This is a genomic window from Pristimantibacillus sp. Z349TD_6 (assembly GCF_056173205.1).
This window is the reverse complement of sequence record NZ_CM149662.1, coordinates 2,534,297-2,556,997: the sequence shown is the minus strand read 5'-3', so window position 1 is coordinate 2,556,997 and position 22,701 is coordinate 2,534,297. Positions and strand designations below refer to the sequence as shown.

15 protein-coding genes are annotated in these 22,701 nt (G+C 51.9%); 1 reads left to right on the top strand and 14 read right to left on the bottom strand.

Annotated elements, in window-relative coordinates:
- Nucleotides 1-215 precede the first annotated feature (215 nt).
- The 9 genes from AC0VYE_RS10740 to AC0VYE_RS10700 all read right to left on the bottom strand — a co-directional run bounded on the left by AC0VYE_RS10740 (nucleotide 216) and on the right by AC0VYE_RS10700 (nucleotide 12,705).
- On the bottom strand, nucleotides 216-1,682 hold the full coding sequence (locus AC0VYE_RS10740; protein ID WP_475447783.1) for a sulfatase family protein: 1,467 nt from the start codon (nucleotides 1,680-1,682) through the stop codon (nucleotides 216-218).
- Nucleotides 1,679-4,150, bottom strand: a complete 2,472-nt coding sequence (gene galB / locus AC0VYE_RS10735; RefSeq protein WP_475447781.1) for a beta-galactosidase GalB — start codon at nucleotides 4,148-4,150, stop codon at nucleotides 1,679-1,681. Before galB ends, AC0VYE_RS10740 begins: the two co-directional genes overlap by 4 nt.
- Before the next feature lie 26 nt (nucleotides 4,151-4,176).
- Complete coding sequence (locus tag AC0VYE_RS10730; protein WP_475447778.1) at nucleotides 4,177-5,685, bottom strand: sulfatase family protein; 1,509 nt, start codon at nucleotides 5,683-5,685, stop codon at nucleotides 4,177-4,179.
- Between the two features lie 184 nt (nucleotides 5,686-5,869).
- Nucleotides 5,870-7,273: a sulfatase family protein gene (locus AC0VYE_RS10725; RefSeq protein WP_475447776.1), complete on the bottom strand. Its 1,404-nt coding sequence runs from the start codon at nucleotides 7,271-7,273 to the stop codon at nucleotides 5,870-5,872.
- A gap of 21 nt (nucleotides 7,274-7,294) precedes the next feature.
- Entirely contained in the window at nucleotides 7,295-8,698 is a 1,404-nt protein-coding gene (locus AC0VYE_RS10720) for a sulfatase family protein (protein ID WP_475447774.1), read from the bottom strand.
- Nucleotides 8,695-9,546, bottom strand: a complete 852-nt coding sequence (locus AC0VYE_RS10715; RefSeq protein ID WP_475447772.1) for a helix-turn-helix domain-containing protein — start codon at nucleotides 9,544-9,546, stop codon at nucleotides 8,695-8,697. The genes AC0VYE_RS10720 and AC0VYE_RS10715 overlap by 4 nt, the downstream gene beginning before the upstream one ends.
- Before the next feature lie 45 nt (nucleotides 9,547-9,591).
- Complete coding sequence (locus tag AC0VYE_RS10710; RefSeq protein WP_475447770.1) at nucleotides 9,592-10,227, bottom strand: bifunctional 4-hydroxy-2-oxoglutarate aldolase/2-dehydro-3-deoxy-phosphogluconate aldolase; 636 nt, start codon at nucleotides 10,225-10,227, stop codon at nucleotides 9,592-9,594.
- Nucleotides 10,221-11,210 carry a 2-dehydro-3-deoxygalactonokinase gene (locus tag AC0VYE_RS10705; protein ID WP_475447768.1) on the bottom strand — a complete coding sequence of 330 codons (990 nt, stop codon included), beginning with the start codon at nucleotides 11,208-11,210 and terminating at the stop codon, nucleotides 10,221-10,223. Before AC0VYE_RS10705 ends, AC0VYE_RS10710 begins: the two co-directional genes overlap by 7 nt.
- Nucleotides 11,211-11,283: 73 nt before the next feature.
- Nucleotides 11,284-12,705, bottom strand: a complete 1,422-nt coding sequence (locus AC0VYE_RS10700) for an NAD-dependent succinate-semialdehyde dehydrogenase (RefSeq protein WP_475447766.1) — start codon at nucleotides 12,703-12,705, stop codon at nucleotides 11,284-11,286.
- Between the two features lie 373 nt (nucleotides 12,706-13,078).
- On the opposite strand from AC0VYE_RS10700, the gene AC0VYE_RS10695 reads away from it, so the two are divergent.
- Entirely contained in the window at nucleotides 13,079-14,992 is a 1,914-nt protein-coding gene (locus tag AC0VYE_RS10695; protein ID WP_475447764.1) for a glycoside hydrolase family 127 protein, read from the top strand.
- 247 nt (nucleotides 14,993-15,239) lie between these two features.
- Here the strand turns inward: AC0VYE_RS10695 and AC0VYE_RS10690 are convergent, their stop codons facing one another.
- The 5 genes from AC0VYE_RS10690 to AC0VYE_RS10670 all read right to left on the bottom strand — a co-directional run bounded on the left by AC0VYE_RS10690 (nucleotide 15,240) and on the right by AC0VYE_RS10670 (nucleotide 22,679).
- The gene (locus AC0VYE_RS10690; RefSeq protein ID WP_475447762.1) at nucleotides 15,240-16,619 is read right to left on the bottom strand and encodes a mandelate racemase/muconate lactonizing enzyme family protein; all 1,380 of its coding nucleotides are present in this window, start codon (nucleotides 16,617-16,619) and stop codon (nucleotides 15,240-15,242) included.
- Between the two features lie 112 nt (nucleotides 16,620-16,731).
- The gene (locus tag AC0VYE_RS10685) at nucleotides 16,732-18,126 is read right to left on the bottom strand and encodes a sulfatase family protein (protein ID WP_475447760.1); all 1,395 of its coding nucleotides are present in this window, start codon (nucleotides 18,124-18,126) and stop codon (nucleotides 16,732-16,734) included.
- 35 nt (nucleotides 18,127-18,161) lie between these two features.
- On the bottom strand, nucleotides 18,162-19,667 hold the full coding sequence (locus AC0VYE_RS10680; RefSeq protein ID WP_475447758.1) for a sulfatase family protein: 1,506 nt from the start codon (nucleotides 19,665-19,667) through the stop codon (nucleotides 18,162-18,164).
- 49 nt (nucleotides 19,668-19,716) lie between these two features.
- Nucleotides 19,717-20,736, bottom strand: a complete 1,020-nt coding sequence (locus AC0VYE_RS10675; protein WP_475447756.1) for a zinc-dependent alcohol dehydrogenase — start codon at nucleotides 20,734-20,736, stop codon at nucleotides 19,717-19,719.
- Between the two features lie 185 nt (nucleotides 20,737-20,921).
- Nucleotides 20,922-22,679, bottom strand: coding sequence for an S-layer homology domain-containing protein (locus AC0VYE_RS10670; RefSeq protein ID WP_475447755.1), 1,758 nt, complete (start codon nucleotides 22,677-22,679; stop codon nucleotides 20,922-20,924).
- Nucleotides 22,680-22,701 lie beyond the last annotated feature (22 nt).

Sequence of the window (22,701 nt, the reverse complement as noted above, 5' to 3'; positions counted from 1 at the left end):
GGGGCGCATGCGTGAGTAGAACATACGGTTGCACAAAAGTTCAACTTCAATTAAGAGATTGGGTGCGGACAAGTTGGGGTTAAAGAGGCTGCACAAAATTGGGCATGAGCAAATTAAAAGGCCTTAGTTCGATTTCAGAACTAAGGCTATTCATTTATTTTTCTGTGCGGTCTATTTGCGGATACTGCTCAATATCGGGACTGCCTCCCGTTATATTACTGCGATTCCCCCCTGTTTTCAAAAGCTGTGCCTGGTCCATGTGGTGCCAGCGCCGTCATTATATATGGATTGATGCAAGCATCCCCTACCTTGTACGCGAAAGACCAGATCCGCTTAGATAACTCCTTCACTACGAAGCTGAACTCCTTTTTGCCAAACAGATTATTGGTCTCTTGGGGATCATTAATTAAATCGTACAGCTCCTCATAATCAAATCCGTTGTAAACAAACTTCCATCTCTTCGTCATGACGGAACGCTGAATTCCATACAGCTCGTTTCCGTTGGATTGAGTAAAAACAGCGTCCCTCCACGACCCCGTTTTCTGGTTCTTCAAAAAGGGCATTAGACTTTCACCCGCAAAGCTCCGATCTGCCTGCACACCGGCTAGTTCCAGGATAGTTGGCGCGATGTCGGCCAAAATAACGAAAGCGTTCACACATCTTCCTGGACTTGCGATGCCGCATGGCCAGCGCATCGCAAGCGGGATATGGTATGCCCCTTTGAAGCAGGGTAGACCCTTGCACCACAGTCCATGCTCCGCCATATAATCCCCATGATCGGATAAGTAAACGACCAGCGTATTCTCGGCTTCACCTGACTTCTCCAGTGCCTCCAGCAACTTCCCAAACAGTGCATCCTCGTAGGTACAGAAGGCTAGGTAATGTCTAATCGCCTCCTTGTGCTCCTGTTCGCTCAACTGATCGAACCGCTCCCGGATTTTCCGGTACAATGAGGGCTTATCCTCCATCCTGTCTGCGTAGTTGTCGGGAAGCACAATATCTTCCAGCTGATACATATCCAAATACCTTTGAGGAACGAAATAAGGATCGTGCGGTCCAAGGGTGCCCACATAACGGCACCATGGCTTACCGTTTACATGTTTCTTGATGGCTTCAACAGCTTCATTCACAACATTGTTGTCATTGAAAGGATTATCGCTTTTTCCGTAGTGGACGTAACGGGGATAGCCATCTCGAATTATTTCTCCTTCAGTCCGAACTTCAACTTGATTCCTTCTATGGTTGGTATATCGATCCCATTCGGCCGGATCAGGCAGTTTATGTCTGTATATCTTGTCCTCCGACATTGAAACCTCCCCATTGAAGCCCCTATCTGCCGGCTGTTCAAGATCACTTACGTGCCATTTTCCATGAAAGAATAAATCATAGTCCGCATCTCGCAAATCCTCACTCCACAAGCGGACACCTTCATAAAGACCTTTAGAGAGCGCACTGCCAACACTGACATTGTTCCACACACCGTGCTGAGAAGGATACAATCCCGTGAAAAAGGTAGCTCTGGACGGACAACAATGCGGCGATACTGTATAGGCATTCGAAAAGACAAGACCCTGTTTGCAAAATCGGTCAAGGTGAGGAGTCAGCGCCAATCCGCAAGGCGGTATAGTGTCTCCCCGCTGCTGATCAGTCATAAAAATAAGAATGTTCGGCTTGCTTGTCAAATTAGACCACTCCCTTCGCAAGAAATGGAAAACAGGTTACCAGATATAATTACAGTTTTTCCCATGTGCAGCATATTCGAATTGGCAGATACGACAATTGATCCTGCTTCGCCGGCTCGCGAGCGCACAATGACCAGGCATTTGCCGGAAAATGCCGAAATGCTCATGGCGCTGAATGAGGTTGTGCTGGTGGGATCGCCATTGTCCACAGCCACAATCTCACCTGGCCCCTCCAAACAGAAGGACACAAGGAGATTTGCACGGGGGCAGAGAATCCCCTGCTCATCGACTATGCTAACCGTGACGAAGGACAAATCCTCTCCATCCGCCCGGATCACGTTCCGGTCCGCCTCCAGGTGGACAGAGGCAGGTGCACCCGCTGTACGGACCTCGTGCGTCATGGCCGGTGCCTCGTTCTCATCATAAGCGACTACCCGAAGGCATCCGGGCTCATACGGGACGGCGTCCCAGCGCAGTCGATACCGCTCTGGCTGAGAAGAAGCTGATTTTCGCCGAATACCAAGCGAGGCTCCGTTCAGAAACAGCTCGGCCGCCGGATAGCTGGTGTAGCAGACGACGGGAATTTCCCGGCACTCGTGTCCTTCCCAGTTCCAATGCGGCAGTAGATGCAGCACCGGCTTGCTTGACCACTGGCTTTGATACAGATAATACCGGTCCTTCGGTAGCCCGCACAGATCCATAATGCCGAAATACGAGCTACGGCTCGGCCATTCCTTCCGATAAGGCGTCGGCTCTCCCAAGTAGTCGAACCCGGTCCAGACGAATTCCCCCAGCATATAAGGTAGATCCTCCTGGGCCATGAACTCCTGATCCGGTGTAGTTCCCCATGGAGGAGCACTCAGATCATAGGAGCTTGCCTGCAGATCCGACTTCGGCTCCATGGGTATGTCCTCTACGGCAGGCAGGTGATATACGCCCCGGGAGCTTACCGTCGAGGCGGTTTCGCTGCCGTACATGATCCAGTCCGGATGATGGAGATGATACTCCTCATATCGATGGGGCTTGTAGTTCCAGCCCGGAATATCCACAGCGGCCGCCAGACCGTTCTCTATCGCGTCATCCGACATGCTGAAACCGGCCGTCACCGGACGGGTAGGATCGGCGTCGTGGACAATTCCAGTTAGAAACGCAGTCGTTGTGGCTCCACTCTCTAGCCGCTGCTCCCGCATTTCATTGCCGATGCTCCACATGATAATAGACGGGTGGTTGCGGTCGCGGGAGATCATGGCCCGCAAATCTTGTTCGGCCCAGTCCTTAAACAGTCGGTGGTATCCGTTCTCCACCTTTCCTACGCCCCATTCGTCGAAGGCCTCGTCGATGACCAGCAGCCCCATGGCATCGCATAAATCCAGGAGCTCGGGCGCGGGAGGGTTGTGGCTCATGCGGATGGCGTTGCAGCCCATCTCCTTCATCAGCTCCAGTTGCCGCTCCATCGCCCGGACGTGAACGGCCGCGCCCAACGGGCCTAGATCATGGTGCAGGCAGACGCCTTTCAGCTTCATGCACTCCCCGTTCAGGCGAAAGCCTTCCTTCGCGTCAAAGGAAATCGTCCGGATGCCAAAGGGCGTTTCGTATTGGTCCACTTCCACCCCGTCCAGCAGCACAGTGGAGACTGCCTTGTACAACCTGGGATGAGCGGTACCCCATAGCGCAGGCCGCTTCACCGTCAAGTGCTGCTCGAATTCCGCATCGGCGCATACCTCCTGCACCGAGGTAGCCTGCGCGCAGAGGATCCCTTCAGGGTTTAGGAGCTGCGTTATCAACTCCACCTTCGCTGCGGAGTCCGGGCTGCCGGCTACGTTCGTGCGGACCCTGATTGAAGCGAACTGCTCCGAGATATCCGATGCCGTAACATACGTGCCCCATGGGGCAACATGAACGGGGCTCTTGACGACAAGCCTCACCTGACGGTAGATGCCTGCTCCGGGGTACCAGCGGGAGGAACTTGGCAGCGAGCAGACCTGCACTGCAAGAACATTCTCCCCGCCAAACGTCACATGCTCGGTCAGATCGAAGGTAAAGGAGGTGTAACCATACGGCCAGGAGCCGCACTCTGTTCCGTTCATGTAAACGGTGCTGTTCGACATCACCCCATCGAACTCCACTGTAATGAGCCGGCCTCTCCATGCCTCCGGAATGCTAATGTGAAGGCGGTACCAGCCGATTCCGACGATCGGCAAAGCACCTGTCCTGCCGACATGCGTAATGTTGTCGTGAATGCCGTCCTCCATAACCGAATTGACATGGACATCATGATCCGGGCGAAACGGACCGGCAATAGCCCAGTCATGCGGCACTCTCACCGTCTCCCATCCGCTCTCATCCAGATGAACCCGGCTTCCCTGCATGGGTTCGGGCTCCTCCAGCGAATGCCGTGTAAATTTCCAGCCTTCCTTCAGCGGGATGATCTGCCTTCCGTTTTGTTCCTCATTCGTCATCGCTTTCATGGCACTTCCCACCTTGCACTTTATTGTCAGGCTCCATAAATCCGCGGCATCGGCATCGGCTCCTTGCCCAGCTCCGCCCAGGCATAATTGAGCAGCAGCTCGCTCTTCAGCCGCTGGCTGCCGGGATCGTCCCATAAATTGTTCAACTCCTGCGGGTCCTCCTGCAGATCGAACAGCTCGCCGTATGTCTGGTTATAGTACACCGTCAGCTTGTAACGGTCATTCACGTAGGTTTTCTGGTGAATCGTCGAAGGCTCATGGCGGAACTCACACAAAATGTGATCCCGAGCGCGGCTCTTTCGTCCCAGCCATACCTCAGACTGATCGATTCCGGTCATGTGTGGGGGAACTTGCAGGTCAGCAAGGGAGAGCAGCGTAGGCGCAAGATCCACAAGCGACACCATCGCATCACTCTTAAGGTCTGCCTCCACCTGGCCCGGATACCGGACGATGAAAGGTACCTTGATCAGATCCTCATACATGAAGCCGCCCTTAGCCTGAAGCCCGTGCTGACCGAAGAAATGCCCGTGGTCCGAGGTAAAGACGACGATGGTGTTGTCCGCCAGTCCCAGCTCATCCAGCCGATCCAGAATGCGGCCAATGTATTTATCCATCATGCTGACCATGCCATAATAGGTCGCTACCAGTTGCTTGCGCTCCTCCTCAGACTTGAGATGGGAATGGTATCCATGGATGGGCTGACCGCTTTCACGCAAGGAAGAAAAGTCCGGGCGTACCTGCTGGGTTTTGCCAAAATGCGGCGGGTTGCGGTCATGCTCTCCGGGCACGACAGCCGGGATCGTGAGTTCCCCCGGATCGTACATCGTATCCCACGGCGCCGGCACCAGATATGGCGGATGCGGGTCAAAGAAGCTCGCCCAAAGGAAAAAGCTGTCTTCTTCCTGCTGATATTTGTACAGCTGTGCCTCGGTCCGCTCGGCAATCCAGGTGTTGTAGTGGTATTCCTCCGGAATATCCCAGGTATGCTGTTTGTCCGGATCCATCGTGCCTGTAGGCGACTTGAAATAATCCCTCCAGTTGGTGCAGCCCTTCTCTTCCAGCCAGATCGCATAGTGCTGGCCTACATGAGCTTCGTTGGTATGGTTCCGTGCCAGCTCCACATGGTTAAATCCGTAGAAGTTTTCTTTAAACTGGCGCCAAAACTCCAGGTCCTGCAGAAGCGGATACGACTCCAGGGACGGGTATTCCTCCGTGCTGTGAAGCGGCTGAAAGTGAGCCTTTCCAATGAGAGCCGTTTGATAGCCCGCGGACTGAAAATAGTCACCGACCACCTTGCGGTCCTCCATCAGCTTGGTCCCGAGCGTCCAGGCTCCGTGCTGGCTCGGATACTGGCCGGTAATGATGGATGCGCGGGTGGGTGTGCAGGTCGGATTCGGGCAGTATGCACGCTGAAAGGTCGTCCCCTCCCGCACGAGCCGGTCCAGATTCGGTGTAGACAGCTCCGGCTGAATGGCACCGATCGTATTCCAGTGCTGCTGGTCACTTGTAATTAGCAAAATGTTGGGTTTTTTCATAGCGCTACCTCTCCCCCAGATTCAATTCTTATATCGAATGTTACTGTCAAATAAGTCCTGAATACATATCAGAATGTTAGGTCAGGTAGCCGCTCTGACCGTGGGCTACTCCAACCTGTTCATGTTCACGCGCACCTTCACCGCCCAACGGCTGCCCGCTTGTGTATAGGTTCGAATTAGAACTTTAAATGTCCGGGGTACCGATATTCCACGGAATATTCCACTTCGGGATTGCCCGGTACATATGGTTTAGAATGATGCGGGTGCCTTCCAGCTTGTGCTGCTGGTAATCCGGATCATCCCACAGATTGTTCGTTTCCTTCGGATCCTGCTTCAGATCGTACAATTCACCATAATCCCGGTCCATATAGTGCACAGTCTTAATTCCGTTATAGATGCAGCCCTTGATCGCACCGGCCTCCATGTACACAACATCTCTGACCTTGACCTCCTTATTCCGATCCCAGTAGCCGTTATATGAGAAGCACGATAGCTTCTCTGGCACCTCTGCTTCCGCGGCCTCCAAGCACGTGGCAGCAATGTCGATATTCAATACCTCATCGGCTACCTCTATGCCTTTAAAGCCCTTGACAGGCGGCTTTACGAATAACGGAACCCGCATCAGGCTGTCGGTCAGGCATTGCAACTTCTCCACCATGCCGAAGTCGCCCATAAAGTCTCCGTGGTCGGAGGTGTAAATAATGAGCGTATCCTCATACATATCGCGATCCTTCAACATTTGAATCACTTCGCCGATCTTTTGGTCAATTAAGGAAATGTTCGCATAATAGGAGCGTTTCGTCTTCTTGAACTGCTCCTCGGTGAAGTCTTTCAGATATATTGGGGCATAGGAATCCATGCCCTTGAATTGAGGCGGCTTCTGGTCCAACTGCTCATAGGTCGTATCGGGAAACGAGAGCTCATTGAGATCATAGGCCTCGGCGTATTCAGTCCCTTCCAGATCATAAGGGTGGTGCGGACCGGAGAATGAGAGCGTGAAGAACCACGGCTTGGCGTCTTCCTCCTGCTTCTCTTGAGCTTTATTTTCCAGCCAGGTTTTACCCAACTCACCCAGAAAATCATCCAGATGATACTTGGTGTCCACGTTCCAGCGGCCGCCGCTGATGAACTCTTTCGTATACACGGACTTTCGGTCGATGCCGTTTTCCTTGAGGAAATCCAGATAAGGCTGAATATACTGGTTCTCAGCGAAAGCGCCGTGGCCGTCCACGATCATCTCATCATCAAAGCCCCGCTTGATTTCAGAGCCTGCAAAATGCTGCTTGCCGACCACCGCCGTATGATAACCCGCCTCCTGCAGGCGTGTCATGAAGGTCGTTTCATAAGCCGGCAGTTGGGTGATATAAGAAGGGCATTCGCACTCCGACGGGAATTTCCCTGTCATAATCGCAGCCCTGGAAGGCACGCAGGAAGGATTAGCACAGCGGGCGTTCGTAAAGAACACACTATCCTTGATCAGCTCATCAAGATGAGGGGTTTGAACCTCGGGATTAATACAGGAAAAGGTGTCATATCGCTGCTGGTCGGTCATCAGAAACAATATATTCGGTCTTTTTTTAATAGTCATGTGATGTTGACTCTCCTTCCGTTATATTGGTGGAGCTCCGTAATTCCACGGCATGTATGAGCACTCTCCTAACGCAAGCAACTCATCTATCAGCAATGTCTTCAACTGCTCCTTGACGCCGGCCGCCGTAGCATCGTCCCACCGGTTATACCGTTCCCAGGGATCCTCCTTAATGTGGTACAGCTCACCGTATGGCCGTCCCCGGTAATAGACCAGCTTCCACTCCTCCGTCCGCACGGCGCGCAAATCTCCGGCCTCCATGTACATGGTCTCCCTGCGCGGTGCCGCAGGCGGCCGCTCCCAGAAGGGATTCAGGTCAACGCTGTCCATGCGTTCCGGCACCTCTGCCCCGGCGGCTCTTAGGCAGGTCGCTGCAATGTCCAGGTTCGAGACGAAAGCATCTTCCTTCCTCCCGGAAAACCCGGAAACCGGCGGCTTGACGATGAACGGTACACGCATGAGCACCTCGGACAGGTACTGGCCCTTGCCCATCATGCCAAAATCACCCATATATTCGCCGTGATCGGACGTAAACAGGACGAGCGTATTGTCATACTCGCCGGCCGCCTTCAACTCTGCAATAATTTCGCCGATCTTTTGGTCAATTAATGTCATGTTCGCATAATAGGTCAGCCGGGTCTCCCTGAGTTCCTGCTCGGTCATGCCAAAGGCGTTGGCCCCGCCGGGATTGCCCTGCCCGGTCCGGAGCTGCTCCTTGAAGTGAGGCGGCTTGCCATCAAGGTCGCCCTCCGAGGTCAGGGGCAGATCAATCTGCCCCAGCCTGTATGCTTCCTCCTGTGGGAGCCCCGCGCCATCAAATGGCATGTGAGGCCCGGGGAAGGAAACACAGCAGTACCAAGGCTTGTCTTCCGGCCTTTGATGCCGGATCCACGACTTGCCCAGCTCTCCGATATAATCGTCGATATGGTACTTGACATCAGCCGTCCATCGTCTGCAGAAGCGGTTGACAGGCTCACTTAACTCAGACGTCTTGGTGAAGCCGGACGCTTTCAGAAATTTCATGTACGAGGTTTCCGACTCCCCGCTGCGCTCCCACTCGCCCGGCCCGTGCAAATCGATGATGTCTGCATGATCGTAGCCCTGATCAATGAGCGAATCGCCGAAATGCTGCTTCCCCAATACCGCGGTGTGGTAACCCTGCTGCTGCAGCAGGGAGGTAAATGTGACCTCGGAGGAGGGCAGATGGGTAATGTAGGTTGGAGCGCCGCACTTGCTAGGATACCTCCCGGTAATAATGGCAGCTCTCGCCGGCACACAGGACGGGTTTGTTGTATATGCACGCGTGAACAATATTCCTTCCTCTGCCAGCTGGTCCAGTAGCGGTGTTCTTACCGCAGGATTTACGGCGCCCAAGGTGTCGAACCGCTGCTCATCCGTCATAATGAACAAAATATTAGGCCTCAAGAATGTCCGTCTCCTCTCCCGTTTACGACCGATCCTGTGAATTCGCCGCTTGAAGTGTAATCGTAATAACCCTTTTTCAGAAATGAAGTGGGGTTGGTGCCGGTCACCTGCTTGAACACTCTCGTAAAATAGTAAGGGTTGGAGTAGCCCAGCTTCTCGCTAATTTGCGAGATGTTCATGGAACTTTCGCTGAACAAGCGAATCGCTTCCTTGATCTTCTGCTCCATAATGTACCGCTGAATGGACAGGCCAGCCGTCTTGGAAAACACCCGGCTGATGTAGGAGTAATTCATTGCCAGCGACCGGGTTATGTCCGTAGAGCGGATTTCCTCGTGAACATGGCTGTGCACGAATTTTTTCACATCGGTCACCAGCTTCTGATTGCCGCTTTTCTTCCGATTTATCTCCCGGTACAGATCCAGCAGCAAATCTAGCGTCCCGACCTTCAGCTTGAGCTCATCATAATCGGAGCCGCTGATATAATGGTCTAGCAGCTTGGTCAGCCTGACACTGGTACGCTGGTAATCCTCAACCTCCAGCCATTTCATATCCACCGAGCCGGGTGTGGGGGAAGCCGCAGGCGTGAACGTGATCCAGTTCCACTCCGAACCCGCCTGGGTCTTCTTGTGGCCGTAATGCCGGACGCCGTGTTTCATAAAAAACACCTGTCCGGGGCCGATATAGTACTCCTCGTCCGCTTCAATAATATGGACAAGCCCTTTTCTGACAAAAATCAGCACGTCGCTATCCACTACGCGGTCCATATGTGCCCATACTTCCTGGGTGCGGAACAGCCCCATATTTTGCACGTCGGGAAGAACATCCAGATTGAATTGAACGCCGTTCATCCCTGGCATTCACCTCCTTGCGTATGAAGCTGCACCTTGAATGGCTTAGTCGCCGGAGAGGCTTTGAATCATCTTGGCTGTATTTCGCTCGATCGTCTCGAAATCGCCGGCAAGAATATCCTTCATCGTAACCAGACTGCTGCCTAGACCGACACCGACAGCGCCATTGCGGATATACTCCGCAGCATTCAGTGCGTTCACGCCGCCGACGGCAATAATCTTGGCCTGATTTAATGGAGCCAGAATTTCCTTCACGTATCCGGGTCCGAAGGAGGAGCACGGAAACAGCTTGACATATTTAGAGCCGGCTTCCATCGCACGGACAATTTCTGTCGGCGTCATGGCACCCGGAAGCGGAAGCACATCACGGGCAAGGGCCGTCTCAATGACCGCCTCACTGACGTGGGGGGAGATCAGGAACTCCGCTCCCGCCTCCATGGCCTCCTTTGCATCTTCGCGGTTCATGACCGTCCCCGCTCCAATCAGCATGCGGCCCTGAAAGGCTTTCCGCATGGAAGCAATGCCGGACAGCGCGCCTTCCGAATTCAACGTAATTTCGGCAAGGCGCACTCCTCCGGCGTACAACGCGTCCATCACCTTGTTCAAGCGATCCGGGGGAACATTACGCAAAATGGCAATAACTTGATGTTGTTCGATTTTTTCCTGTATGGTACTCAGCATGACGGCATACCTCCAATGTAGTATTGATACAGCCTGGCAGCCCCATACACACTCAGCAAATCGGACTCCTGCTCGGAAACCACTTCAATCTGCAGGCCGGGATAAGCTTCAACGAGGATAGGGGCGACAAGCGACGGAAACAGAGGCTTTCCGTACAGCACAATCCGCTTCACGCCTTCCAGCATGTGCGGAGTCAGCATCGACAAATCCATAGCGATCACCACGCCCAGCAAAAAGCTCGTCACCGCCTGCTTGCTGTGGCCGGACAGCAGCTCCAGAGTCCGAACAGAGAACAGCGCATGGCCCGTGCCATATCTATTGGCTGCTTGGAGCCCCTTCTTCACCCAGGGAAGCTCAGGAACCACCTCGTCCAGTGAAAGAACGCTGTCCTTTAGGATCGTATGCTGGGACACCGCCATCAGCAGCTCACCTGACACCGAGGTCAAGCAGCCCTCAATGGACTGCTCCCGCAGCTTGATCCACTTGTGGTGAGAGCCATAGTGCATGACGAGCTGGCACGCGTCATCCTGGACCGGTCGTTCTTGACGGCTCAGATACCCGCATATTTCCGTTTCTTCTCCCCGCATCATATCACTTTCTTCTTCCTGCTCCCGAATGAATTTAATCCCGGGTACGAACAGGATCGGATAGGGAATGACTTCTGATAACAACTTCCGTTCCATCCGTGCCGCCACAGACCTTTCATCCACCGGTCCAAGCACATGAGCCACTTCATGCAGCCCAGCATTGGACGTAATCATACCGGATGCAATGACCGCTTCCACCTGTGACATGAGCTTCGGGTGGAGGGTGCACAGCTCCATATAGCTTTCCTTCAACGCGGCCTTTAACGGATCGCTGCTACCGGAGATTGCCACATCCTTAGCTCCTACCGGTTTCTTGATGCTTACAACCAAAGTATGATGATCCAACAGCCTCATGCGGCAGTTGGTCGTTCCGCAGTCAATGACTAGCAGCTTCACGATGCTTCCCCCTAAGTTAATAGCAAGGAGCGGGCAAATGTCGATCAGCCCGCCCCCCGCTTGATGGGATCTCTTATTTTCGAATAGAAATACGCTTGATGTAGTAGTACTCCTCCAGGCTGTAGGTTGAGCAGTCCTTGCCTACGCCGCTTTCCTTCATCCCGCCATGTGGAAGGGTCACATTATAGTGCGGGCCGTTGACACATACAGTGCCTGCCTCAAGCGTCTCTGAAATATTCAGAACATGCTGAAGATTCGTGCCGAACACATACGAAGCCAGGCCGAATTCCGTGCTGTTCGCTTCCTTCACCACATCCTCCACCTCACGGAACGTCAGGAGCGACAACACCGGACCAAAAATTTCTTCCTTGAAGATGTCCATATCCGGACGTACACCGCTGATAACGGTTGGCTCCAGGTAGTAGCCCGCCATCTTGTCTGCAGGTACGTTGCCGCCAATTTCAATCTCAGCCCCTGCCGATACAGCGGAAGCGATCAGCTTCTGCACCCGCAAACGGTGGCCGTCTGTAATCATCGGACCCATACCTGCCCCAGGCTCACGTCCCCAGCCCAGAACGATCTGCTTCGTCTTCTCCACAACCTTCGCATTAAAAGCCTCCTGCACGGATTCGTGGACAAATACCCGGTTCGGCGATACACAGATCTGGCCAGCATTGCCGAACTTCAGGGACACCAGTTGGCTGGCTGCCAGCTCCAGATCTGCATCAGCAAGCACAATGGCCGGCGCATTGCCGCCTAGCTCCAGCGAGTAGCGCTTGATCGACGTATTCGATTGCCCGATGATGGCCTTGCCGGCTGCAGTCGAGCCGATTAACGTAATCATTCGTGGAATGGTGCTTTGGTTCATGACGGCTGCCAGCTTCAGGGTATCCCCTGTAATTACATTAATGACGCCCGCCGGGAATCCGATTTCCTCGGCAATTGCGCCGATCATCAGCGTAGAGAGCGGCGTCAACGGCGATGGCTTCAGCACGCATGTACATCCCGAGGCCAACACCGGACCGAGCTTGTAGGCGAGGTTCAGCATCGGAAAGTTCCAGGCCAGATAACCGACCACTACGCCTACCGGCTGCCTTTTGATCAAATTCATATATGAATTGTCTTCGTCTTCGATAATTCGCCCATGCAGGCGCTTTGCTTCTTCATAATAGTAACGCAAGCAGCGAGGCAGCATTTCGAAATCCTCTTCCGCCTGGGCCAGCGGCTTGCCGGTCTCGCTCATCAGCACATCCAGGATCAGCTCCCGCTTCTCCTCAATTGCTTGTGCCAGACGCTCCATCCACTCTCCACGCTTCTGTAGCGGAGTGCGCGACCATTCCGGGAATGCCTTCTCGGCGCTCTTTAATGCGGCTTCGGCTTGAACCTCTGTTGCCATGCGCAGTTCTCCGGCCAGCTGCTCTGTCGCAGGATTGTGGACGGGCATCACATCACCCACACCCTCTACGGCAATACCACCAATATAATGACTGTACATTGGCCCCAACTCCATTTTTAAATTTTCATTCTATATTTAAATGATAGCGACAGCATTTTCAGCTGTCAATGCTTAACTTTAAATAAATTTAAATATTAAAAATTATTTTATATATAGTTCGTTAGTTGAATTCGTTTTCTACAAACAAGATTTATACTGCTACCGCAGGCTGGATATTCTAGAGTTTATGGCAAAAGAAAACAAGCATTTTTCAGTCACTGAGTTAAATCAACACCCGTATCCCGCCACTATCCCTTGTAACCTAAAAGGTAAAAATAGTACTACTTTTGTTCCTTCTACTGCATGGATGAGGGTGTGAAATATGACTACAATGGCTTTAAGAACATCACATTTTCATACAGGAGGACTACCCTTGAAACAAGACATTCGTAAAGTAAAACCTCTTCAAATGACAGCCGCCCGCTGGACGTCTGGATTCTGGGCGGACCGCTTTGGACTTTGCCACAACGAGATGATTGATTCCATGGAGAAGGCACTGCAGATAAAGGAGAACGGTGCATATATGCCGAACTTCGAGGTGGCTGCTGGTCTGAAAACCGACAGGCATTACGGCGAGGACTGGTCAGACGGCGACTGCTACAAGTTTCTGGAAGCGTGTGCGCACGTATATGGCCTGACCAAGGACCCTGAGCTGGACCAAAAGATGGACAAGTATATCGGCTTTATCGCGAAGGCTCAGGAAGAAGACGGCTACATCAGCACGAACGTGCACCTCAGCCACAAGCAGCGCTGGGGACAACGGATTTTCCATGAGGATTATAACTTCGGGCACCTCCTGACGGCGGCGTGCGTGCACCATACAGCGACCGGCAAGGACAATTTCCTCAACGTTGCTATCAAAGCGGCGGACTATCTGAACCATACCTTCAACCCTTGTCCGAAGCACCTGATCCACTATGGCTGGAACCCATCCAACATTATGGGCCTTGTGGAACTATACCGTATAACAGACAATGAGCAGCACTTGAAGCTGGCAGATATTTTTATGACCATGAGAGGAGCAGGCTACGGCGGCGAGGACCAGAACCAGGACCGCACACCGCTTCGTGAGGAGATCGAGGCCACCGGCCATGCGGTTACCGCTGTGTATCTGTATGCTGGTGCTGCGGATGTGTACGCCCACACCCAAGAGAATTCCATTATTAACGCGCTGGAGAAAATATGGGACAATATGTACCTTAAGAAGATGTACATTACCGGAGGAATCGGTTCCATTTACAACGGTCTCTCTCCGAACGGCGACAAAATCTGGGAAGCCTTTGGCACCGACTATCATCTACCGAATCGTTCCGCTTATACCGAAACATGCGCAAACATCGGGAATGCCATGTGGTCCATGCGGATGTTTGACCTGACCCAGAACCCTAAATATATGGATGTTTTTGAAAAAGTCGTCTACAACAATCTGTTGGGCTCCATGTCCCTTGACGGCCAGCATTTCTGCTACACCAACCCGCTGGAAACCCGCGGCGGCAAGCTGTTCAACCATTCCTCGCTCCAGACCCAACATTTCCGGACGCAGCGCTGGTTCACGCATACCTGCTACTGCTGCCCGCCGCAGGTGCTGCGTACAGTGGCCAAGCTGAATCAGTGGGCTTACGGACAATCCATTGACGGATTGTACGTCCACCTCTACAGCGGCAATGAGCTGAAGACGGTGCTGGAATCGGGAGAAACGCTGGAGTTGGACGTTCAGACCCGCTTCCCGGCCGAGGAAACCGTCCGCATCACGGTCAAGAGCAGCCTGAAGCAAGAAACCTCCATCTTCCTGCGCATTCCGACTTGGGCGGAGGGAGCTTCCGTGAAGGTGAACGGGCTAGCGCTTGAAGGCATTACGGCTGGAAACTATTACGAGACCCGTCAGGCCTGGAAAGCGGGCGATGCCATTGAACTCGTCTTGCCGATGCAGGTCCGCATGATCGCAGCCAATCCGATGGTGGAGGAAGCGCGCGGACAAGTTGCGTTTACGTACGGTCCCTTCGTATACTGCCTGGAGAGCGTCGATCTTCCGGAAGACACTTGCATCGACCAAATCCGTATTCCGCATCAGATCAAGCTTACGGCACAGTACGACAGCGAGTTGCTGGGCGGTGTAACGAGACTGAAGGGAACTGCCGTAAAGCTTCCGCCTGCTGATCATAGCGATGCTCTATACAAGCCGTTCTCGCCTTTGCAGACGGAAGATATCGAGATTAATCTCGTTCCTTACTATGCCTGGAACAACCGCAGCCACAGCGACATGTCGGTCTGGCTGCCATTAATCTAGCATCAGCTTGTGAAAAGCTGGCCAGGCCCTCTGTTATTCGGGGGCGGCTGGCTTTTTATATATAAGTGAGGACTCTGATGAATATACTTATGCACACGCCAAAGAGGCAGCGTAACGGAGCATTCCCGGCCGCTGCCTTTTTACATCATTGCTTGCGAAGTATCGCCACGCCCTTGCTAGTCTCTGTCTACTGCTGTACGGTTAACATCCCTTCATCTCCTCTTTATTCGGCACATCGATGCTCGCTTTAAGCCTTCACCGCATATTTGTCAATAATGTCGCGATTAATCTCCACACCAATACCAGGTCCATCCGGAATCGACACCATACCGTCCTTCATCGTAATGGCATGACCGATCAGATCCGCACGGAATGGATGGGACGATTGATCGTATTCCAGCATAGGCTCCTCAGGGAACAGGCCCAGCGGGGTCGGCGCCAGGGACGCAATGAATTGGAGCGAGGCCGCCAGGCCAACTCCCGAACCCCAAACATGAGGAACCATCATCGTATTCCAGGCTTGCGCGAGCGTTGCAATCTTCTTGCATTCCGTGAAGCCTCCCGAGGAGCAGAGATCAGGCTGCACAATGTCAAGAGCGCCTTGCGCAATCCAGTGACGGTAGCCCATCTTGCCGAACAGATTCTCACCGGATGCAATTAATGTTCCTGTAGCATGACGAATCGCTTTGTAGCCGTCTATATCCTCCGGAGCCAGCAGTTCTTCCATAAAATACAGCTTGGACGACTCCGACTCTAGCAATAGCCTTCTTGCCAGTCCTGTGTTATAGGCGCCATTGGCATCCGCCATGAGCCGAATTTCCGGTCCCACCGCTTCCCGGACGGAGGTGATCAAGGCCAGATCCTCATCAATGCCGAAGCCGATCTTAAGCTTCATGGCGCGAAGACCATTCGCCTTATGCTGCAACGCCTCTGCTACGCCATCCGAGGGATAGCTGCCTTTCGCCGTCCGGTAGAATCCGGTCGCATACGGCATAATCTGCTTGCGGAAAGTGCCTCCGAGCAGCTTGCTCACTGGAAGGCCGCAGCTCTTGCCCTTAATATCCCACAAGGCAATATCAATACCGCTAATAGCATTAACCGCCGCGCCGCCTTGACCGTAAGGACGCGACAGATTGTACATTTCTTCCCACAGCACATCCGTGTCATGAGGATCTCTTCCGATTATAAGAGGTGTAAAAGCGTGTTTGATAAAGGCAGCGGCAATCTCCGGCGGCTGCAGCCCGTGACACAGGCACTCTCCCCACCCTGTAATCCCAGCGTCCGTCTCGATCTCCACCAACACCGACGAACGCTGCTTCACCCATCCTTGAGAGAAATAAAAAGGTTCCTCCAGCAGCGACTTCATGACATGCACCTGAACGTTTGTTACCCGCATCCCGCATTCCCCTTTGCGTTCAATTACTTCAATTATACCCCCTCGATTTGTTATGTCAAACATAATTTTATATATAAATCTATCATTGGCGGCGGTTACGATCGCAACCTTACCCAACATTTCGCTAATCTGCCTCCTTGTTCCGAAGCCGCCTAATTCCGGATCACTCTCATCTACGCCCGTATAGTCAATCGTCACTTGAATCGACAGCGGGATCGTTTTGGTAACCACTTTGGAGGAAATGAGTTAATATCCTTCTCTGTCTTAAGCGATGATACGAACATCCACAGAAATCGGGATCAACGCAAAGATTAGCAGTGTCGTATTATTCACCAATATACAATCACTGCGCGTTAGATCGATGCCGCCAGAATTCTCTGCCGGTTGGATGCTCGACATCTCCTGAACTTTCGCTATGCCGCTTTAATATGTGTACAAGCTCGCTGACAACACCTTCGTACTCTTTGCAACCATACAGATTAATCTGCTCATGCGGATCGTCAGTCAATCGGAATAATTGTGTAACTTCCCGGTACATGATTAGCTTGTACTCTTTATTTTTTACAGCTCTTACCAGATCAGCATAAGCAAAGAACACATGCTCACGATGCGGCTGCTCCCCCTTTTTGGACATGAATGGAGCCAAACTTACACCTTCTACAGTCGCTGGAATCGGAATACCCGTCAGCTCGCATAGTGTCGGGAATATATCATATAGGTAAGCAAAGTTGTCTCGGCGTACGCCACTCGGAATATCAGGCCCCGAGAATAGGAGCGGAACACGGACACTATGCTCATAGCAGCTTTGCTTACCCATCAACCCGTGTTGACCGAGTGCAAGCCCGTTATCGCCTGCAAAAACAAATATCGTATGATCATATTGACCCGTTTCTTCAAGAGCTTTTATCACTTCGCCAATTCGCTGATCCAAATGAGAAATCATTGCGTAGTATTCCGCCAGATGCGTGCGAATCTCTTCTTCCGTTCTCGGATAGCTCGCTAACCGTTCATCTCTAACGTTGCGTACACCGTAATCAAAAGCATGTTCAGAAGCAAAATTGTCCGGTAAGGTTATTGTGATCGGGTCGTACAAGTCCATAAATTCTTGTGGCATGCTGCGAGGATCATGAGGTGCCATGTAAGAGATATATAATAAGTAAGCTTTATTTTTGCCAGTACTTCGAATCCATTTCACTGCCGCTTCAGTGAACAAGTCAGTAGAATGATAACCTGCGCGAACGCGGTCGCCTTTACGATATTCCACATCATTCGAATGCATCCGATCTCTAATGATCGGCAGCATTGAATCGTATGCACCATCGGGATGGTAGTCGAATGATGGCACATTCCAATGATCCTCCATGCCGCCAAAGAAGATTTCAGCGCCATCGCCAAAGCTTCGTTGAAAGGACTGCGTTCCATTATGCCACTTTCCTATGCCGCAAGTGGCATATCCGGCTTTTGCAAACGCTTCTCCCATCAACACATGTTCCTCGGGGATACTTCTGCCGTGCTCTTGTATATGGAACAAAGATCTTCCCGTATGCAGCATAGCTCGGCTAGGCATACAGACCGCTCCTATCGTTCCCCCTGGAATGTGTGCTTGCGTGAATGCCGTGCCCCGCGAAACGAGACGATCAAGATTAGGTGTCCGGATTTGCTGGTTTCCTAGCGCATGTATCGTATCGAATCGCTGATCATCCGTAAAGAAAAAAACAACATTCGGCTTTATGGTCATGGTTATCGCCTCCATTTCATCCCCTATAGACTGGATCAAGCGAACGATTGCCTGGTCGACACACGGCCTTCCCGCTGCAAAAGCTTTTGTGTCAATTGCTGCAACAGCTTCATTTTCATCAATTGGTTCCCTTCGCAATCCCACAAGTTATCGTATTGATCGGGATCATTCTTTATATGGTAGAGTTCGCCCTCGTCGCTGTCACGATAGAGGACAAGCTTATAGTCGACGGTTACATATGTTATTTGGTAGATCTTTTCGGTAGCCTGGCATTCCACGATCGTGGCATCCTGAACGGATTCCGCTTCTCCTTGCAAGATCGGAGACAAATCGATTCCTTGCATGCCAACAGCGGGAGACACGCCTGCCATGGCCAAGATCGTTGCAGGCAGATCAGCAAGGTTGGCAATAGCCTGAGTGGTCCCGATTCGATCCACATAAGATGGTCCCCAGATCAGAAGCGGAACGCGCTGACAGTCCTCATATGCGGTCATTCCTTTGCCCCAGAAGCCATGATGGCCATGCATCTCGCCATGATCGGAAGTAAAGATTACGATCGTGCGGTCAAGCTGCCCCGATTGCTCCAGAGCTCGCAGAATGCGTCCGACCTTGTCATCGATATTCGCGATCATCCCCAGCGTGGCTTGCATCGCTTCCGCTGCTTGCCACCCCTGCTGGACATTGCTTTTCACACATGGAACGCCATGGCCGTCATCAATGCCCTCCAGCTCGTTACGATAAATCTGTTCGTAGATTTTCGGCTTCCGGTCGAATTCCCCCTCTCGCTTGCCCTCAAACAACGTCATCTGGTCCGTATCGACTGCCGAATACCAAGGCTCCGGGCATACAAATGGCTCATGCGGGTCTTCAAAGCTAGTCCAGCAGAACCAAGGTTTGTCATCCGACTGCCGTTGTAACCATTCCTCCGTCTCCTTCGCCACCCATGCCGTATTCTGAAGCTCTTCGGGAATCTCCCATATACCCGTACGATGATGGTTGTAGGTGGTGCCGCCCATCTTGGGAAACCATTGCTTATACGATTCTCCGCATTGCTCCTCCAAAAACAGCCTGTAATGCATATCAGGCACGCAGTTGATCGTGTGTCCGATGCACGTTCGAATCCAATCGAAGCCCAGTGCAGGCCCGTCGAACGTTCGATAGAAATCGGGATCCTCTTGCCTCGCGCCAGTGAGCTGCTCTGCTTCGTCCTGACGTCTAACGAAGTGAGTTTTGCCTATGACAGCGGTAGCATAGCCGCTCCCTTGAAGCAATTCGGGCAACGTAGGGCGTGGGATCGGATCGACCGTCACGCCGATGGAATAGGCTCCATGGCTGGAAGGCCATCGTCCTGTTAGCAAGGACATGCGTGTAGGCGTGCAAATTGGAGAAGGACAGTAGGCTCGATCAAAATGTGCACCCTCTGCAGCCAGCCGATCTAGATGGGGCGTCTTGATTGCCCTCAACCCTTTGACGCCTATGTGATCCGCCCTTTGCTGATCGGTTGTTATCAATAGAATATTCGGTTTCCTTGTCTGTTTCATGCCCTATCTCCCTTTCATCCATTATTAGGGGTGTGTCGAAATCAGATAGCTAGCTGGAGCAATTCAATACTATTTTCATAGCGCTTCCGCCGCCCTCCATCTCCTTGAACCCATGCTCCAGCTCCTCTAGCGGGTATACCTTTGTAATAAGCTTATCGATCGGCAGCTTTCCAGAATCCGCCAGAGAGATCGCTTGAATGAAATCCTCTTGTTCGTATACCCTTGCGCCGACAAGCCGGAGCTCCCTCCAGAAAAAGCGAAATAGATCAACGGGCGCCGGCTTGTTATAGATGCCGACAATGACAATTCTTCCCCGCGTGCGAGGCAGTTGGGTCATGATCTCTGCTCCAGCGAACGACGAGGTAACCTCGAACACCGCATCTGCGCCTGTACCTCCCGTATCCTCTTGCACACGCTGCAACAGGTCCTCTTCCTTCGGATTGCAAGTAGAGATTCCCAGTTCATTCAATAATTGAATACGATAAGCATTAATCTCCGACACTAGCACTCGTGCTCCTGCATCCCTGGCGACCAGTGAGATCAACGTTCCGATTGGGCCTCCCCCCAAGACGACAACGTATTCACCCGCTTGAACCTGACCGAGACGCACATCGTGACATGCAACAGCAAGAGGTTCAATTAACGCTCCATGCTTGAGAGACAGAGATGTTGGAAGTTTATGCAAGGTATGGGCAGGAACCGTCCAATAGGGTTGGAAGGCCCCTGGCGTTTCAATGCCGAGAAACTTTAAGTGATGACAGATATGACGATGCCCCGCTCGGCAAGCAGGACACTCGCCGCATGGATGAAGGGGCATTACCGATACATGATCACCAACCTCTACACCGGCTACACCTTCACCGATTCTGCTTACCGTTCCGGACATTTCATGACCCATAATATGGGGAAACTTGACACGGTGATCCATATGTCCATGATAGATGTGCAAGTCTGTACCACATATCCCAGCATAGGCCACCTTGATTTCCACTTCTGAATGTCCAGGTTCTATCCGTTCTGCTCCCCCGATTCGAATGATTTTCTCTCCGCTATAATAGGCAGCCTTCATCTCTTGTTCGCTCCTCTCATTTCTGTTGCTTCCCTTTAATGATAGCGTGAATAACCTGCGTTATCTCCGATAGAATATTGATTTTAGGGGTACTTTATTTACTTGTTGCACTTGTTGCCAAGTGAACAGATGTCTCGCCAAACAGCTCCCATCCGGCAATAGATGGGAGCTTCGGCAAGCTGTGACTATCTGCTAAGCAAGTTATAGAACAATTGAACCATTTCCGCTCTAGTGGCCGTTTGGGTTGGATTAATCCTCCCGGCATTGCCGGAGATGATCCCGTTCTCTGTCATGTATCCTATAGCTTCCATCGCCCATGGAGCAATTTCACGATAGTCGTAGAATGCCGTTACCGATTTCCCTTGACCTGCAGGCCATTCATCCAAAGCCTGCAAGGCGTTATATAAGAGAGTAAACATCTCTTGACGAGTAATTTCTTGTTCGGGTGCAAATTTGTTATTGCCTACGCCGTTGGCGAGCTTCAACTGCTTTGCTGCTGCAAGATAACCCGAATACCAAGTATCGCCAGCATCTTCAAAATTATCGCCGACTGTTCGCGGCGCAATGCGATATGCATCAGACAGCATCTTGATGAATTGACCTCGAGTGACAATCATGTCCGGCGCAAACCGGTTATCACCCACTCCGCCTGTCATGTTACGCGCTGAAATAAAGGATACTGCATCGTAATACCAATCTGATTCCTTAACATCAACAAATGAGGCCTCGTTGTAACCAACCGCATAAGTGGAGAAATGCTTCAGCCTCATCGTTACACTTTTTGTGTCCGCATCATATTCGCCTTGTTCGACCTGCAAGCTGCCGTTATGATCGACATAATAAACAACAATATGGCTCGGCTTCTCATCAGGCTTTAACGTATAGGGCACGGTTATCGTTGCTTTTCCCCCTTGAAAATCGGTTATGCTTTCTGTGCCGGATAACAGGCTGAACGAATACAACGGCCGGCCTTCAAGCATGTCTTTGACCTTTTTCTGCTGCCCAGGCGACATTAGTTCGAGCACCGTGTCCAGATTGGGCTGCTCAACAACAAGTGTAACCTCGCTCGTTGCTTGATCCGCTATCGCCTCCAGCGCTTTCCTGTCAAATACGACCTGCGCTAATGGTGTATCGAAGCTCACTTGAATATCCTTTATTTGGGCCATTTCTTGTACTGCGTCTTTCGGCATGGTTACATGTGTTTTCGTTACAGCATCGCCCGGCTTAACCGTTATTTTGATTTCGATAACCGGTTTGCCGCCTTTCCCATTTGATGCTTCTATACCTTCTTTTAATACATCAATCAGTTTTTTTGCTGCATCCTTCGACAATACTGTGCTTGCCGTACCGTTCGTTACGACAGCATCTTGCGTCAACGTCACCGTAGTATCTTCCAATACAATACCCGGTTCTACCTCAACTGGAGGATTGCCTGCACCCGGATTTGTCTTCGCTTTAATCTTCACCGTGCCGTCTGTTTGACTCATCTCCGCAGGAACGGATACCTCAAGGAAGCCTTTAAGATGTTCGATGGCAAGATCGGTATCGCCTGATTGTGCAGTGTCTTTAATCTGGAATTGCATTATGGCAAGCACGGCCTGACGATTGTCCGTCAATCCTTTTGTGCTTACTGCGACAATATTGACTCTTCCGATATCTTCTTCGACATGGCTCAAGTATGACCAGTTCGTAGAGAATGCTGTCCCTTTGCTTACCTTCCCATTCGCTAGGCTCAGCTTGTCAGGATCGTACCTAAGCTTCAATTCGATTGCCTTTACATTCTTCGGTTGATTGACCACGATCTGTATCGTGGCTTGTTCTCCCGCAAATCCAGTTGCCGATGTAACTTGAACAGATGGATTTTGTTGGGCGAAAATCGGGGAAGCAGTAAAGCTTCCCCCTAGCAGCAACAGCATAAAACTAATCAAATAGTATCTCATCATGCGCGCCTCTCTTTCTATTTAT

Coding starts and splice junctions, on each gene's coding strand:
- galB (WP_475447781.1), bottom strand. CDS start 4,150: ATGAAAGCGATGACGAATGAGGAACAAAACGGAAGGCAGATCATCCCG.
- AC0VYE_RS10730 (WP_475447778.1), bottom strand. CDS start 5,685: ATGAAAAAACCCAACATTTTGCTAATTACAAGTGACCAGCAGCACTGG.
- AC0VYE_RS10725 (WP_475447776.1), bottom strand. CDS start 7,273: ATGACTATTAAAAAAAGACCGAATATATTGTTTCTGATGACCGACCAG.
- AC0VYE_RS10715 (WP_475447772.1), bottom strand. CDS start 9,546: ATGAACGGCGTTCAATTCAATCTGGATGTTCTTCCCGACGTGCAAAAT.
- AC0VYE_RS10710 (WP_475447770.1), bottom strand. CDS start 10,227: ATGCTGAGTACCATACAGGAAAAAATCGAACAACATCAAGTTATTGCC.
- AC0VYE_RS10700 (WP_475447766.1), bottom strand. CDS start 12,705: ATGTACAGTCATTATATTGGTGGTATTGCCGTAGAGGGTGTGGGTGAT.
- AC0VYE_RS10685 (WP_475447760.1), bottom strand. CDS start 18,126: ATGACCATAAAGCCGAATGTTGTTTTTTTCTTTACGGATGATCAGCGA.
- AC0VYE_RS10680 (WP_475447758.1), bottom strand. CDS start 19,667: ATGAAACAGACAAGGAAACCGAATATTCTATTGATAACAACCGATCAG.
- AC0VYE_RS10675 (WP_475447756.1), bottom strand. CDS start 20,736: ATGAAGGCTGCCTATTATAGCGGAGAGAAAATCATTCGAATCGGGGGA.
- AC0VYE_RS10670 (WP_475447755.1), bottom strand. CDS start 22,679: ATGATGAGATACTATTTGATTAGTTTTATGCTGTTGCTGCTAGGGGGA.